The following is a 13,407-nucleotide window of genomic DNA, read 5'->3' as shown; positions in this document are numbered from 1 at the left end:
GAATCCATGCGTCATTCCCTTCCCGGCCGCGCCGCGATCGCCGCGCTCGCCTTCTCGGCCGTCTTCGGTCTCGCCGCGTGCAGCAGCGTCGGCTCGGGTGGCGGCGACGTGTCCGACGCCGACGTCACCGCCGGAATCGAGTACGCCCGCGCCCAGCTCGCCCTGTACGAGGCGGACCCGGAGTTCACGCTCGAGGCCGAGCCGTTCCCGATGAAGGACATCGCCGGCAAGACGATCTTCGCGATCCCCACCAACAGCGAGAACCCGTACAACGTCGCCGTCGACGAGGAATCGAAGAAGGTCGCCGAACGCTACGGCGCCACCTGGATCGAGTACACGAACCAGGGCCAGCCCGCCCAGTGGGCGACCGGTGTCGAACAGGCCGTGAACCAGAAGGTCGATCTCATCATCCTGTCGCAGGGTGTCGACGCATCCCTCATCAAGCCGGCGCTCGAAAAAGCCGATGCTGCGGGGATTCCCGTTCTGCTCACCCATACCATCCTGCGCGGCGAGCCGGTGCCGACCGACCTCGAAGGACTGATCGACGCCACCACCGACGCCCCGCTCTCCGAGGCCAACCGGCTCACCGTCGACTGGATGATCGACCGCACCGAAGGCGAGGGCAACGCGCTCATCATCACCTCCAACGAGGTTCCGCCGGCCAAGGCCGAGGTCGCTGCGATGGAAGACGAGATCGCACAGTACTGCCCCAAGTGCACCTACAAGATCGTCAACGTCCCGGTCACGGAGTGGGCCACCAAGATCCAGTCCGAGGTGCAATCCGCGCTCTCCGCCGACCCGAACATCAACTTCATCCTGCCCATCTACGACTCGATGTCGCTCTACGCCCAGTCGGGCATCAATGCCGCGGGCAAGACCGGCCAGGTCGAGATCTCCTCGGTCAACGGCACCCCCGCAGTCCTGAAGATCCAGCAGGACGACGGCATCGTCACCATGAACGTCGGTGAATCCATCCCGTGGCTCGCATGGGCGACGATGGACCAGGCCGGTCGACTCCTGCTCGGCTACGACCCAGTCCCCAACGGTGCGCAGGAGACCCCGCTCAAGCTCATCACTGCCGACAACATCGACGAGACCGGCACCCCGCCGCAGCCCGACAAGGGCTATGGCACGGCCTACGTCACCGGTTACGAAGCACTGTGGGGGCCCAGTGAGCAGTCCTGATCCCATCGTCAACATCGTCGGTCTGTCCAAGACCTTCGGTGAGCACACGGTGCTGAAGAAGGTCGGCCTGACGATCCACGCCGGCGAGGTGCACGGTCTGCTGGGTGAGAACGGTTCGGGCAAGTCCACGCTCATCAAGGTCCTCGCCGGCTTCCACGCTCCCGACCCCGGCGCCGCGCTGCAGGTGCGTGGCAGGGACGTGGCACTGCCGGTCCCGGCCGGCGGATTCCGCGACCTCGGCATCAGCTTCGTCCACCAGGACCTCGCCCTCGTGCCCGATCTGTCGGTGGTCGAGAACCTCCGCGTCGGACCCGTCGTGGCCGGATCGAAACCGTGGATCTCGTGGCGGCGCGAGAAGCGCACCGCCCGAGCGCTGTTCGAGCACTTCGGACTTCACATCGATCCCGAGGCGCCGGTGTCGAGCCTGAACGAGACCGAACGTGCCCTCCTCGCGATCCTGCGAGCGACCGAGGAACTGGGGGAGCGTCGCACCCTGCTCGTGCTCGACGAACCCACGGTCTTCCTGCCCCGCGAGGGCACCGACCTGCTGTTCGCCGTCGTCCGCGAGATCGTCGCCGACAAGAAGGCCGCCGTCCTGTTCGTCTCCCACGATCTCGACGAGGTGCTCGACCACACCGACCGCGTCACCGTGCTGCGCGACGGGGTGTCGCAGGGCACGCACCGCACCCGCGACCTCACCGCGACCTCGCTCATCGACCTCATCGTCGGACGCAGTCTCGACTCCGCCGACCCGCGCGTCGCCGGGCCCGTCCGCGACTTCGAGGACGTTCCCGCCCTCGCCCGGATCGAGGACCTCGAGACCACCACCGTCGACGGTGTCGGGTTCGACGTGCGGCCCGGGGAGGTCGTCGGACTCACCGGCATCGCCGGCTCGGGCTACGACGACGTGCTGCCCGCCCTGTACGGGGCGCGGCAGCCTCGTGGCGGACGGCTGACGGTCGGCGACGACAGCGTGGACCTGCCCGCGATGACACCGATCGACGCGCTGGCCCGCAAGGTCGTCTACGTGCCGCCGGACCGCAAGGTCGAGGGCAGCGCACCCGAGCTGACCGTAGCCGAGAACGTCACCCTGCCCGTGCTCGGTACAGGCTTCGTCAAACCGCGAACGCTGAAGGACATCGCGACCGCGCTCGCCGAGCACTGCGACGTCCGGCCACGGGACCCGCAGGCCGTCTACGGGTCGCTGTCCGGCGGCAACCAGCAGAAAGCTCTGCTCGGCAAGTGGCTCCAGACCGACCCGGTGCTGGTGCTCCTCGCCGAACCCACCCAGGGTGTGGACATCGGTGCCCGCGCCCGCATCTTCGAGATGTTGCGAGAGACCGCACGTGGGGGAGCGGGCATCGTCGTCGCCAGCTCCGACTACGAGCAGCTGTCGGTCCTGTGCGACCGCGTCCTCGTCTTCTCCCACGGACACGTCGTCGCCGAACTCACCGGCGACAACCTGTCCAAACACCACATCTCGGACAGTGTTCTCGGTCTGACCCGACAGGAAGTGATCGCCTGATGTCCGTCACCATCGACAAGAGCAACACCGCGAAAACCGCATCTACCGAATCGGATCCCGCGCGCCCTCGTCGCTCTCTCGGTCCGCTGTTCGAGAAGTACGCGCTCGTCCTGGCGCTGATCGCCGTCGTCGTCGTGTTCAGTGCCCTGCGACCCGAGACCTACCCGACCGCCAACAACCTGCAGAACATCCTCGGCTCCCAGGCCGTCCTGCTCGTCCTGGCCCTGGGGCTCATCGTCCCGCTCACCGCCGGCGAGTTCGACCTGTCGGCCGTGTCGACGATGTCGCTGGCCGCCATGACGATCGCGGTGCTGAACGTGCAACACGGCTGGTCGCTACTGCCGGCCATTGCTGTCGCCGTGCTCGCGTGCCTCGTCGTCGGCCTGATCAACGCACTGCTGGTCGTGCGATTGCAGATCGATTCGTTCATCGCGACCCTCGGCAGCGGCACCGTCGTCCTCGGTGTGGTCCAGTGGATCTCCGACTCGACCTCGGTTACCGGTGTCGACTCCGCGCTCGTCGACGCGACCATCGGCACCCGCATCTTCGGGGTGTCGCTGCAGTTCTACTACGCCCTCGCCCTGGTGCTGATCATGGCAGTAATCTTCCAGTACACCCCGATCGGACGCCGACTGCTCTTCGTCGGACGCGGTGCCCAGGTGGCCCGACTCAGCGGCCTGCACGTCGACCGCATCCGCGGCGGCGCACTCGTCACCTCCGCGCTCGTCGCGGCTCTGGCCGGCATCGTCTACGCCGGCATGCTCGGTGGCGCCGACCCGTCCTCCGGCCAGTCGTTCATGCTGCCGGCCTTCGCGGCGGCCTTCCTCGGTGCCACCGCGATCGTCCCCGGCCGCTTCAACGCGTTCGGCACGCTGGTCGCGGTGTACTTCCTCGTCGCCGGGGTGGTCGGCCTGCAGATGCTCGGTGTCGCCAGTTTCGTCCAGCAGTTGTTCTACGGCGGCGCACTGGTGGTCGCGGTCGCGCTGTCCGGCGCGGTGCGGCGCCGCACGGCGTCACGCTCCACACGATGACGAACGGCGGAATCGGGCTGCATCGTCGGATCCGCCCTGGTGCCACGCAGCCAGATCCGCCTCCCGACGGCGCAATGTGCACGCCATATTTCGGCATCGTTCCCGACATGCCTGTCGGGTCGAATATCCGGTGACGGGCGGAAAGCCTCGCCCGAAAGGAGATCCACATGAAGGTCACTGTCGTTGCCGGTAACCCGAAGCCCGGCTCCCGTACGCTCGACGCCGCCACCGTGCTGGCCACCGCGCTCACCGGGGAGGCCCCCGATCACGTGGTCGACGTCGTCACCCTCGGTCCGGGCCTGCTCGGCTGGGGCGACGACGCGGTGAAAGAGGCGGTCGAGACCGTCGCCTCCTCCGACCTCGTGGTCTTCGCCAGCCCGACCTTCAAGGCCACCTACACCGGCATCCTGAAGCTGTTCCTCGATCAGTTCGCCACCGGTGACGGACTGCGCGACGTCACGGCGGTGCCGCTCATGCTCGGCGCCGGACCCGCCCACGCGATGGCGCCCGACCTGCTGCTCAAGCCCGTGCTCGTCGAACTCGGCGCCACCTGCCCCGCCGCGGGGCTGTACCTGATCGATTCCACCTACACCACCGACACCCGGATCGCCGAGTATGCCGAGCGCTGGGCGCCGGTGCTGCGATCCACCATCCGGACGGAGGCACGATGACCACCCTCGCCCTCGACGGCGCCGCCCTGCGCCGCGCGTTCGCCCACGTCCCCTCGGGTGTCGTCGCGATCTGCGCCGACACCGGCAGTGAGCGGATCGGCATGGCCGCAAGCACGTTCGTTCCCGTCTCACTCGATCCACCGCTGGTGGCGTTCTGCGTGCAGAACAGTTCGACCACCTGGCCGAAGCTCGAAGCGCAACCGCGTCTGGGCATCAGCGTCCTGTCGTCGGAACATGACATCGCGGCCCGGGTGCTCGCCGCAAAGAACGGAGACCGGTTCGCGGGCATCGAGACCGAAACCCGTGAGGGTGGAGCGTTGTTCGTCAACGGCTGCGGTGTGCGGATGGACGTGTCGATCGAACAGCAGGTGCCGGCCGGTGACCACGCGATCGTGGTGCTGCGCGTGCACGAATTGTTCTGCGGCGAAGCCGATCAGGCGACGGAGCCGATCGTCTTCCACCGCAGCTCGTTCCGGCGTCTGGTGGCGTCGTGAGCCGCATCGAGGCGGCGTTCGAGGCGTTGCGGGCGGGTAAGCCGGTCCTCGTCTCGGACGCCGCCGACCGGGAGAACGAAGGCGACGTCATCCTCTCCGCCCAGCACGCGACCGCGGAGTGGATCGCGTGGACCGTCCGGCACACCTCGGGTCTGCTGTGCGCCCCGATGACCGGTGCCCGCGCCGACGCCCTGGACCTGCCGGCCATGGTCGCCGACAACCAGGATCCGAAGCAGACCGCCTACACCGTCACGGTCGACGCCGCGCGCGGCGTCACCACCGGCATCAGTGCTGCGGATCGTGCGACGACCCTGCGCGTGCTCGCCGATCCGACGGCCACCTCGCGTGATCTGATCCGTCCCGGCCACATCCTGCCGTTGCGGGCCCGCCCGGGTGGAGTGTTCGAGCGTCCCGGTCACACCGAAGCCGCCGTCGACCTGTGTGCACTCGCGGGTCTGCCGCAGGTGGGTGTGATCGCCGAGCTCGTCTCCGACGACGGATCGATGATGCGCATGCCGGAGATCGAAGCGCTGGGTGCGCAGTACGACCTGCCGGTGCTCACGATCGAGGAGTTGATCCGCTACCGCGCGGCGCATCCGTTTCCGTCACCGGTGGTGCCGTCCGGGCGGGTCGTGAGGGCCGACGAGGCATCGATGCCGACCCGCTTCGGAACCTTCCGTGCCGTCGGCTATCTCGACCGCCACACCGGCGCCGATCACATGGCGCTCATCGCCGGACCTGTGGGTGACGCCCCGCTGGTCCGGGTGCATTCGGAGTGTCTGACGGGCGAGTCGTTCGCGTCGCAGCGCTGTGAGTGCGGTCCCCAGCTCGACACCGCGCTGGAACGGATCGCCCAGGAAGGCGGCGTCCTCGTCTACCTGCGTGGCCACGAAGGCCGGGGGATCGGCCTGCTCAAGAAGCTCGCGGCCTACCGACTGCAGGACGGCGGCTTCGACACGGTCGCAGCCAACCTCGAACTCGACGAACCGGCCGACGGACGCGAATACGGCGGCGCCGCGGCGATACTCCACGATCTCGGCGTCGGCTCGGTGCGACTGCTCACCAACAACCCCGCCAAGATCGCCGGACTCGAGGACAACGGCATCGTCGTCGCAGGGCGGGAGCCGCTGCACGTCGGCGTCGCACCGGCGAACGTGCGGTATCTCGAGACGAAGCGGCGGCGGATGGGGCACATGTTGCCCGCGGCGCAGAATTGAGTCGGATCCTCGCTACACGAACCGAGGTTCGCCCCTGCTGCAGCAGGGGCGAACCCCGTTTCGGCGCGCGAACCCGGACACTGTCGGAATTCTTGAACGCGCACTTGCCGCGCGTCCTACGGTTGTCGGCATGGGCACGCCCGGTATCGACCAGTGGGTCCTCCACGTCGACCTCGACCAGTTCATCGCCGCGGTCGAGGTGCTGCGCAATCCGGAGTTGGCGGGCCGTCCGGTGGTGGTCGGCGGTCGCGGCGATCCCACCGAGCGCGGCGTGGTCTCCACTGCGTCCTACGAGGCGCGGGCGCACGGGGTGGGGTCGGGGATGCCGCTGCGGGTCGCTGCGCGCAAGATCCCCGACGCGGTCTTCCTCCCTGTCGACGCCGATACCTACAACGAGGTATCGCAGGTCGTGATGGACACCCTCCGCGGCTTCGGCACGGTCGTCGACGTGCTCGGATGGGACGAGGCGTTCATGGGCGTGCAAACCTCCGATCCGGAAGCGTTCGCGCGCGAGGTGCAGGCCGCCGTGCTCGACGCGACCGGGCTGCACTGTTCCGTCGGGATCGGCGACAACGTCCTGCGCGCGAAGATCGCGACGGGTTTCGGCAAGCCCCGCGGGATCTTCCGGTTGACGCGCGACAACTGGTTCGCGGTGATGGGGGAGCGCTCACCCGATTCGTTGTGGGGCATCGGTTCGCGCACGGTGAAGAAACTCGACGACATGGGCATCCGCACGGTCCGCGAGCTGGCGAGTGCCCCGGTCGACGAGATGGCGGCGCGGTTCGGACCCAAGATCGGCCCGTGGCTCGTCGGCCTCGGCGCCGGTGCGGGTTCGACGGAGGTGTCGGCGGAACCGTGGGTGGCGCGGTCGCGCAGTCGGGAGACGACCTTCCAACACAATGTCGGCGACTGGAACGCGATCACCGAGTGCGTGCGCGACCTCGCGGCGCGGGCCGTCGACGACATCCGAGGTGAGAGGCGTGAGGGAGTGCGGGTCGCGCTGAAGATCCGCTACGCGCCGTTCGTCACCCACACCGCGAGCGTCGCTCTTCCATCGCCCACCACGGATCTCGCGACCGTCACGGAGGCCGCCGTCGGACTGCTCGACCGGTTCGATCACGAGCGGGAGGTCCGGCTCGTCGGAGTGCGGGTGGAGATGACGCCACCGGAGAACGTGCGGTCGCAATAGCGGCTGGCAGACTGGGCCCGGTGCGATCGGTGACCAGGACACGGGGACCTCTACGACCACCGGAGGCCGCCGCAGCGGCGGTCTTCGGGACGTTGACGGCTGTGCTGTCGGTCGTCACCGGGCTGATACCCGTCGGTGTCGCCCAGGTGCTCGTGGCGCTCCCCGTCGCCTTCCTCGGCGCCACCGGCCGCCTGCGCGCGATCGTCGCTGCGACGGTCGCCGCCGGGGTCGTGGCGCTCGTGGCCGGTGGGCCGTTCGCCGTCGCCGCGGTCGTCGTCCTCTCCGGGATCGGAACGCTCGTCGGGTTCGCGCACAGGCGGTGGGGTCACGCGGCGGTGTTCGTGGTGCTGGCCGGATCCGTCCCGGCCGGGCTGCTGCTCGCGGCCGCCGCCTGCGGTCTGCTGCTGTTGTTCGACCGGACCCGGGTGCTGCTGCTCGAGGCGCTCGAAGCATCCATGCGCGGCACGCTCCGGGCGTTCGAGGTGGCCGGTGCGGGGCAGCAGTTCGTCGACACCTGGGAACGGACCCTCGAGATCATGGTGCGGCTGTGGTGGGTGTGGATCGGCGGTGCGGTGCTGGTCGGCACCGTGGGGACCGCACTGCTGTGCTTCGGGATCTTCCGCGTGGTGGCCCTGCGCAGCACGTGGGCGACCCGGTCGGTCGACTGGCCCGAGCAGGACCCGACCGCCGACCCGGCTCCGCTTCCCGTCGCACTGCGGCTCGTCGGTTACCGGTATCCGGGAACCGACCGCGACGCCCTCTCGGACATCGACCTCACGATCGGGCCGGGGGAGTTCGTCGCGATCGTCGGCGGCAACGGCTCGGGCAAGTCGACGCTCGTACGGTTGCTCGCGGGACTCGAGCCGACCGTCGGCCTGATCGACCGGCCCGGGTCCGTCGGTCCGGGACGACCCGGTGGCACGGCCATGATCCTGCAGCATCCCGAGAGTCAGGTGCTCGGTCGCACGGTCGCCGAGGATCTGCGGTGGGGGATCGACGACGTCGACGTCGACGATCTGCTCGCCCGCGTCGGCCTGGCCGGGATGGCGGACCGCGCCACGGAAGATCTGTCCGGCGGGCAACTGCAGCGACTGGCACTGGCGGGCGCACTCGCCCGGCGACCCGCACTGCTCATCGCCGACGAGATCACCGCGATGGTCGACGCCGACAGCCGCGCGGACCTGATCCGCCTGCTCGCCGACGTCGCGCGGGAGGGCACCGCTGTCGTGCTCGTCACCCACCTCGACGACGAGGCCCGCGCCGCCGACCTGATCGTGCACATCGACGACGGCCGGATCGTCCCGCGGGTCGCGGCGCCGCCACCCCCGGCGCCGGTGCCTGCTACCGTCCCGTCCTTCCCGCAGCCGATCCTCGAACTGCGCGACGTCACGCACATCTACGCGGCCGGCACACCCTGGGCACACACCGCGCTGCGCGACGTGTCGCTGACGATCTGCCGCGGTGAAGGGGTACTGGTCGTCGGGGAGAACGGTTCGGGCAAGTCCACGCTCGCGTGGATCGTCGCCGGACTGATGCGCCCCACGCGCGGAACGGCCGTGCTGCACGACACCCCGACGGCCGATCTGCACGGAGAAGTGGGCATGGTCTTCCAGCAGGCACGGCTGCAATTGCAACGACCGACCGTGGCCCAGGAGATCTCCGAGGTGGCCGGGCTTCCGCACACCGACCGCGGCTACGTCGCCGCCGTCCTGCACCGGGTGGGTCTGCGTCCCGAACTGATCGACCGGCCGATCGACCGGCTCAGCGGAGGCGAGATGCGGCGGGTCGCGATCGCCGCCCAACTCGCCCGCACCCCGCGGGTGCTCGTGCTCGACGAACCGCTGGCCGGACTGGACCTGCAGGGCCGCCGCGAGGTCGTGTCGATCCTCGCCCATCTACGCGCGGTCGAGCACGTCACCGTCGTCGTCATCTCCCACGACCTGCACGGAATGGAAGAGGTGTGTTCACGCACCGTGGTACTCGAGGACGGACGCATCGTGGAGCAGACGGGAGCGGTGATCGCATGAGTCGCACACGCACACGCACGCGCACACGCCAGCGGCGCCCGATCATCCTGCTGCGGCCCGTGCCTCGGGAGACACCCCTGCACCGGGTGTGGGCCGGCACGAAGGTCCTGTCGGCAGCGGCGCTGTCGGTGGCGGCGAGCTTCGCTCCGAGCTGGACCGGACTCGGCATCCTGCTCAGCGTGCTGGTCGTGGGTGTGCTCGTCGCACGGATCCCGCGCGGGGTGGTCCCGACGATTCCGTGGTGGGTGTTCGCGGTCCTCGCCGTCGGCCTGGTCCTCAACGCAGCGGGTGGCGGGCTCACCGCCTACGTCCGGACGATGCTGCTCGGCGTGGGTTTGCTGGTCCTTGCGTCGCTGGTCGGGTGGACGACGCGACTGTCCGATCTCGTCGACGCCCTGCCGGTGCTGTTCGCCCCACTGCGACTGCTACGGATGCCCGTCGACGAATGGGTGACGGTGTGCGCGCTGGCGCTGCGGATGCTGCCGACCGTGCGTGCCGAGATGCGGGTGCTGTTCGCCGCGCGCAAGGTCCGCGGCCGGCCCGGCATCCGCACTCCGGCGGGATGGTGGCAGGAGGTGGCCGACTCCGTCGGCGCGGTGGTGTCGGTATCCATGCGCCAGGTCCGCGATCTCGGCGACGCGCTGGCGGTACGGGGACCACGATCGGCGACCCGCCGGGGTCCTCGATCGGCGACCCGCCGGCCGCTGCGACTGCGGCTCGGGGACGTCCTGACGGTGCTGGTCGTGGCAGGCGCGTGCACGGCGATCACCGTGTGGGGCTGACCCGTCAGTTGCGGTTGTGCGAAGCGGTGTCCTTCGAACGCGAGCGGATGCGCCGGACGATCCCGTAGCCGATCACCGCGACGACGACGGCGATCACGACGTACTGCAGCGCCGAGGCGTACGGTTCGACGGCGCTCCAGTTCTCGCCGAGCTGATAACCGGCCAGCACGAAGATCGAGTTCCAGACGAGGCTGCCCGCGGTGGTGAACGCGAGGAACTGCCAGATCGGCATCCGTGTGACACCGGCGGGGATGGAGATGAGGCTCCGGAAGACGGGCACCATCCGGCCGAAGAAGACGGCCTTGCGTCCGTGCCGCTGGAACCAGGCGGTCGAACGGTCGAGGTCCTCGACATCGACGAGTGGAAGCTTCCGCACGACCGCGCGAATCCTGTCCTCACCCACCCAACGGCCGATCGAATAGAGACCGAGAGCGCCGACCACGGAACCGAGGGTCGTCCAGAACAGCGCACCGAACAGGGTGAAACTGCCCAGGCTCGCGGCGAACCCGGCGAGCGGCAGGATGACCTCGCTGGGAAGCGGCGGAAAGAAGTTCTCGAGAGCGATCGCGATGCCGGCGCCGACACCGCCGAGGCGATCCATCAACTCGAGCGCCCATCCTGCGAGACCGTCCGTGGGGGCTGACTGTGAATCCGCGACACTCATCCACCCGACCCTACCGAGGGGTCGTCGAGGTTTCCGCTCGTACGGATCGAAACAGTTCCGGTCTGCTCGATCGGCGAGAAGGATGGCGGCGAATGTCGCTCTCCACCCCGAGGGCCGATCCGGAAGGTGATCTCCAGTGACGATCGTTGTCGTCGCGGGCAACCCGAAGCTCGCGTCCCGCACCCTCGACGCCGGAGCCCGCCTCGCCACGGCCCTCACCGGACGAGAGCCCGATCACGTTGTGGATGTGATCACACTCGGTGGTAGAACTGGGGCGCTATGCCCAGCCCCCGGCCTGTATCTTCACGATTCGACCTACACAACCGAGATCCGTATCGCGGACTACGCCGAACGCTGGTCGTCGGTGCTGTCCGCCGCACTTCGAAACGAGGCCGCCTCATGACCACTCTCGACGGACCGTCTCTGCGCCAGGCATTCGCGCACGTCCCCTCGGGCGTCGTCGCGATCTGCGCGGAGATGGACGGAGAGCGGATCGGGATGGCGGCGAGCACTTTCGTGCCGGTGTCGCTCGATCCGCCGCTCGTCTCGTTCTGCGTACAGAACACCTCGACCACATGGCCGCGTCTGGCGTCGCTCCCGCATCTCGGCATCAGCGTGCTGAGCGAGGAGCACGACGGTGCCGCGCGGGTGCTCGCCGCGAAGAACGGCGATCGCTTCGCCGGGATCGACATCGAGAGCCGCGAAGGCGGCGCGCTGTTCGTCTCGGGCACGAGCGTGCGCATGGACGTGACTGTGCAGCAGGAGGTTCCGGCGGGCGACCACGCGATCGTCGTACTGCGCATCAACGAACTGCTCACCGACGCCGATGTCGAACCCATCGTGTTCCACCGCAGTTCGTTCCGTCGACTGCTCGCGTCCTGACCTGCATACGATCGATTTCGGTGGTTCCACCCCCGCTCAGCGCGGGTGGAACCACCGAAGTTCTCTAGGGCGGTGGTGTTCCGACCGATCGTCGCGGCAGCCGTCCGGTTCCGAACAGCGCCGCGATCGCGAGGAGCGCTGTCACAGCGAACGCGGCGCGTAGCCCTTCGAGTCGAGCGTCGGCGTTGACCGCGACGAGTGCTTCCGTTGTGGACGGGTCGACACCCGCCTCGTCGAGCCCGGCCCGCAACTGGGTCGTGGACAGGAACGGCACACCGGAGGCCAGCTCGGTCGTCGCCTGCTGCTGCACCGACGGCGGGATGTCGGAGTTGTCCTCGATTCCGGCAACGACCGATGTGGTGAGGGTGGCGATCAGGATCGATCCGATCAGTGCGGTGCCCAGCGACGCCCCGAGATTCGTTGCGGTGTTCTGCACACCGCCGACTTCGGCGCTCTGGGAATCCGGTACCGACGAGACCGTGATCGCGCCGAGCTGGGACGCCAACGCTCCCAGGCCGAGACCCATCAACAACATCGGTATCGACACCACGGCCGCATCGGCACCCGGGTCCATACCGCGGCCCTTGCTGACGAGAGCGCTCTGCCACCGCATGAATGCATAGAGCACCAGCGAGCCCGCGACGAGAAGCCAGATGACCGGGGACAGGCCCAGTACGGCGGGTGCGCCCGGCTCGGCCCGTACCCAGCCCCACTCGCTCGAGCGCAGGACGCCGTAGACGACGGATCCCAGACCGAGCACGGACAGTGCGGATCCCACGAGGTCGAGGTGGACGCGATGAGGGGGAACGTCCTCGATGCGGCGCAGCACCAGCAGGATCAGCACCACCAGGACGACCTCACCGAAGAAGACGTAGCGCCACGACGCGAACGTCGTGACGGCCCCGCCCAGCAACGGCCCCACAGCCACGGCCGACGCACCGGCCGCCGCCACCAGACCGTACGCTGCGGAACGTCGCTCGGGAGCGAAGTTGGCCGCGACGAGCGAGACGATCGCCGGCATGATCAGGGCCGCGCCGATGCCTTCGAGCAACGACCAGCCCACCAGTAGGACCGCGAGGTTCGGGGCGAGTCCGGTGGTGAACGAGCCGATGCCGTAGATGACCAGTCCGACACCGAACGCGCGACGTCGACCGAGGATCGTGCCGACCTTCCCGCCGGTGATCATCAAGGATGCCATCACGAGGGTGTAGAGGGTGATCGCGGTCTGGATGCCGGTGATCGTGGTGCCGACGTCCTGCGCGACGGTCGCCATCGACACGTTCATCACCGAGCTGTCGAGCGTCATCAGGAACTGGCCCGACGCCAGCACTGCGAGTACCAGTGTCGAACCCGAGCGGACCTCCGGCTGCGACGACACCTGTCCGTCCTTCGGCTCAGGTCGCCGGCAACGGCCGACAGGAGCTACTGCCGCTACCGGTGGGCACCGGCATCCGCTGCGACATGACTTCTATTCTTCGCGTTCGAACGTCACGAGCATTCCCTCGACGCCACCGGGACCGATCCGTCCCTTGATGTCGGCGGAGGTGATCGCCTTCAGGCGCCACCCATCTCGGGCATGATCGTTGAGGATCTTCTCGAGCTTGCCGCCGGACATCTTCCCGCCGAGCATGCCCTCGCGGATCTCGATCACCTTGTACGAGTACACCCGTTCAGCTTACGGTCGTCCCGCGAGAATCTCGTCGAAATCCGACGGCTGTACGTGACACTGGAAGGTGACGT

Annotated in this window: 14 protein-coding genes; 11 read left to right on the top strand and 3 right to left on the bottom strand. The window is 68.6% G+C overall.

The genetic code is table 11. The annotated features are described in order from the left end of the window. Positions 1-6: 6 nt before the first annotated feature. The 9 genes from BLV31_RS18215 (at position 7) to BLV31_RS18175 (ending at position 10,121) form a co-directional block, all read left to right on the top strand. On the top strand, positions 7-1,185 hold the full coding sequence (locus tag BLV31_RS18215; RefSeq protein WP_064061384.1) for a sugar ABC transporter substrate-binding protein: 1,179 nt from the start codon (positions 7-9) through the stop codon (positions 1,183-1,185). Next, positions 1,172-2,710: a sugar ABC transporter ATP-binding protein gene (locus tag BLV31_RS18210; protein ID WP_064061385.1), complete on the top strand. Its 1,539-nt coding sequence runs from the start codon at positions 1,172-1,174 to the stop codon at positions 2,708-2,710. Before BLV31_RS18215 ends, BLV31_RS18210 begins: the two co-directional genes overlap by 14 nt. After that, complete coding sequence (locus BLV31_RS18205; protein ID WP_064061386.1) at positions 2,710-3,741, top strand: ABC transporter permease; 1,032 nt, start codon at positions 2,710-2,712, stop codon at positions 3,739-3,741. Before BLV31_RS18210 ends, BLV31_RS18205 begins: the two co-directional genes overlap by 1 nt. Before the next feature lie 167 nt (positions 3,742-3,908). Beyond that, the gene (locus tag BLV31_RS18200; RefSeq protein ID WP_016692083.1) at positions 3,909-4,412 is read left to right on the top strand and encodes an NADPH-dependent FMN reductase; all 504 of its coding nucleotides are present in this window, start codon (positions 3,909-3,911) and stop codon (positions 4,410-4,412) included. Next, entirely contained in the window at positions 4,409-4,906 is a 498-nt protein-coding gene (locus BLV31_RS18195) for a flavin reductase family protein (RefSeq protein WP_019288207.1), read from the top strand. Before BLV31_RS18200 ends, BLV31_RS18195 begins: the two co-directional genes overlap by 4 nt. After that, on the top strand, positions 4,903-6,123 hold the full coding sequence (gene ribB, locus BLV31_RS18190; RefSeq protein ID WP_019288208.1) for a 3,4-dihydroxy-2-butanone-4-phosphate synthase: 1,221 nt from the start codon (positions 4,903-4,905) through the stop codon (positions 6,121-6,123). Before BLV31_RS18195 ends, ribB begins: the two co-directional genes overlap by 4 nt. 130 nt (positions 6,124-6,253) lie before the next feature. Further along, positions 6,254-7,312, top strand: a complete 1,059-nt coding sequence (locus BLV31_RS18185; protein ID WP_064061188.1) for a DNA polymerase IV — start codon at positions 6,254-6,256, stop codon at positions 7,310-7,312. A 29-nt stretch (positions 7,313-7,341) separates the two neighbouring features. After that, positions 7,342-9,339, top strand: coding sequence for an ABC transporter ATP-binding protein (locus BLV31_RS18180; protein WP_211269813.1), 1,998 nt, complete (start codon positions 7,342-7,344; stop codon positions 9,337-9,339). Further along, entirely contained in the window at positions 9,336-10,121 is a 786-nt protein-coding gene (locus tag BLV31_RS18175; protein WP_064061190.1) for an energy-coupling factor transporter transmembrane component T family protein, read from the top strand. The genes BLV31_RS18180 and BLV31_RS18175 overlap by 4 nt, the downstream gene beginning before the upstream one ends. A 4-nt stretch (positions 10,122-10,125) precedes the next feature. On the opposite strand, the gene BLV31_RS18170 is transcribed toward BLV31_RS18175, so the two are convergent. Then, a complete protein-coding gene (locus BLV31_RS18170) occupies positions 10,126-10,785 on the bottom strand; it encodes a DedA family protein (RefSeq protein WP_064061191.1) in 660 nt (219 codons plus the stop codon). A 136-nt stretch (positions 10,786-10,921) separates the two neighbouring features. Between BLV31_RS18170 and BLV31_RS18165 the strand changes: the two genes are divergently transcribed. Beyond that, complete coding sequence (locus tag BLV31_RS18165) at positions 10,922-11,188, top strand: hypothetical protein (RefSeq protein ID WP_019288904.1); 267 nt, start codon at positions 10,922-10,924, stop codon at positions 11,186-11,188. Beyond that, positions 11,185-11,667, top strand: coding sequence for a flavin reductase family protein (locus tag BLV31_RS18160; RefSeq protein WP_006552866.1), 483 nt, complete (start codon positions 11,185-11,187; stop codon positions 11,665-11,667). Before BLV31_RS18165 ends, BLV31_RS18160 begins: the two co-directional genes overlap by 4 nt. A 64-nt stretch (positions 11,668-11,731) precedes the next feature. Here BLV31_RS18160 and BLV31_RS18155 read toward each other — a convergent pair whose 3' ends face one another. Both BLV31_RS18155 and BLV31_RS18150 read right to left on the bottom strand, forming a co-directional pair. After that, the gene (locus BLV31_RS18155) at positions 11,732-13,045 is read right to left on the bottom strand and encodes an MFS transporter (protein ID WP_064061192.1); all 1,314 of its coding nucleotides are present in this window, start codon (positions 13,043-13,045) and stop codon (positions 11,732-11,734) included. A gap of 90 nt (positions 13,046-13,135) precedes the next feature. Further along, positions 13,136-13,333: a DUF4177 domain-containing protein gene (locus tag BLV31_RS18150; RefSeq protein ID WP_006552868.1), complete on the bottom strand. Its 198-nt coding sequence runs from the start codon at positions 13,331-13,333 to the stop codon at positions 13,136-13,138. Positions 13,334-13,407 lie beyond the last annotated feature (74 nt).

This window comes from Rhodococcus pyridinivorans, assembly GCF_900105195.1.
Lineage (GTDB): Bacteria > Actinomycetota > Actinomycetes > Mycobacteriales > Mycobacteriaceae > Rhodococcus > Rhodococcus pyridinivorans.
Note: the sequence above shows the minus strand (reverse complement) of the source record. Positions and strands in the feature narration are given on the sequence as shown.

Bases quoted from the DNA above. Each gene is read 5' to 3' on its own strand.
- BLV31_RS18175 (WP_064061190.1), top strand. From the start codon at position 9,336: ATGAGTCGCACACGCACACGCACGCGCACACGCCAGCGGCGCCCGATC.
- BLV31_RS18200 (WP_016692083.1), top strand. From the start codon at position 3,909: ATGAAGGTCACTGTCGTTGCCGGTAACCCGAAGCCCGGCTCCCGTACG.
- BLV31_RS18170 (WP_064061191.1), bottom strand. From the start codon at position 10,785: ATGAGTGTCGCGGATTCACAGTCAGCCCCCACGGACGGTCTCGCAGGA.
- BLV31_RS18205 (WP_064061386.1), top strand. From the start codon at position 2,710: ATGTCCGTCACCATCGACAAGAGCAACACCGCGAAAACCGCATCTACC.
- BLV31_RS18215 (WP_064061384.1), top strand. From the start codon at position 7: ATGCGTCATTCCCTTCCCGGCCGCGCCGCGATCGCCGCGCTCGCCTTC.
- BLV31_RS18195 (WP_019288207.1), top strand. From the start codon at position 4,409: ATGACCACCCTCGCCCTCGACGGCGCCGCCCTGCGCCGCGCGTTCGCC.
- BLV31_RS18185 (WP_064061188.1), top strand. From the start codon at position 6,254: ATGGGCACGCCCGGTATCGACCAGTGGGTCCTCCACGTCGACCTCGAC.
- BLV31_RS18160 (WP_006552866.1), top strand. From the start codon at position 11,185: ATGACCACTCTCGACGGACCGTCTCTGCGCCAGGCATTCGCGCACGTC.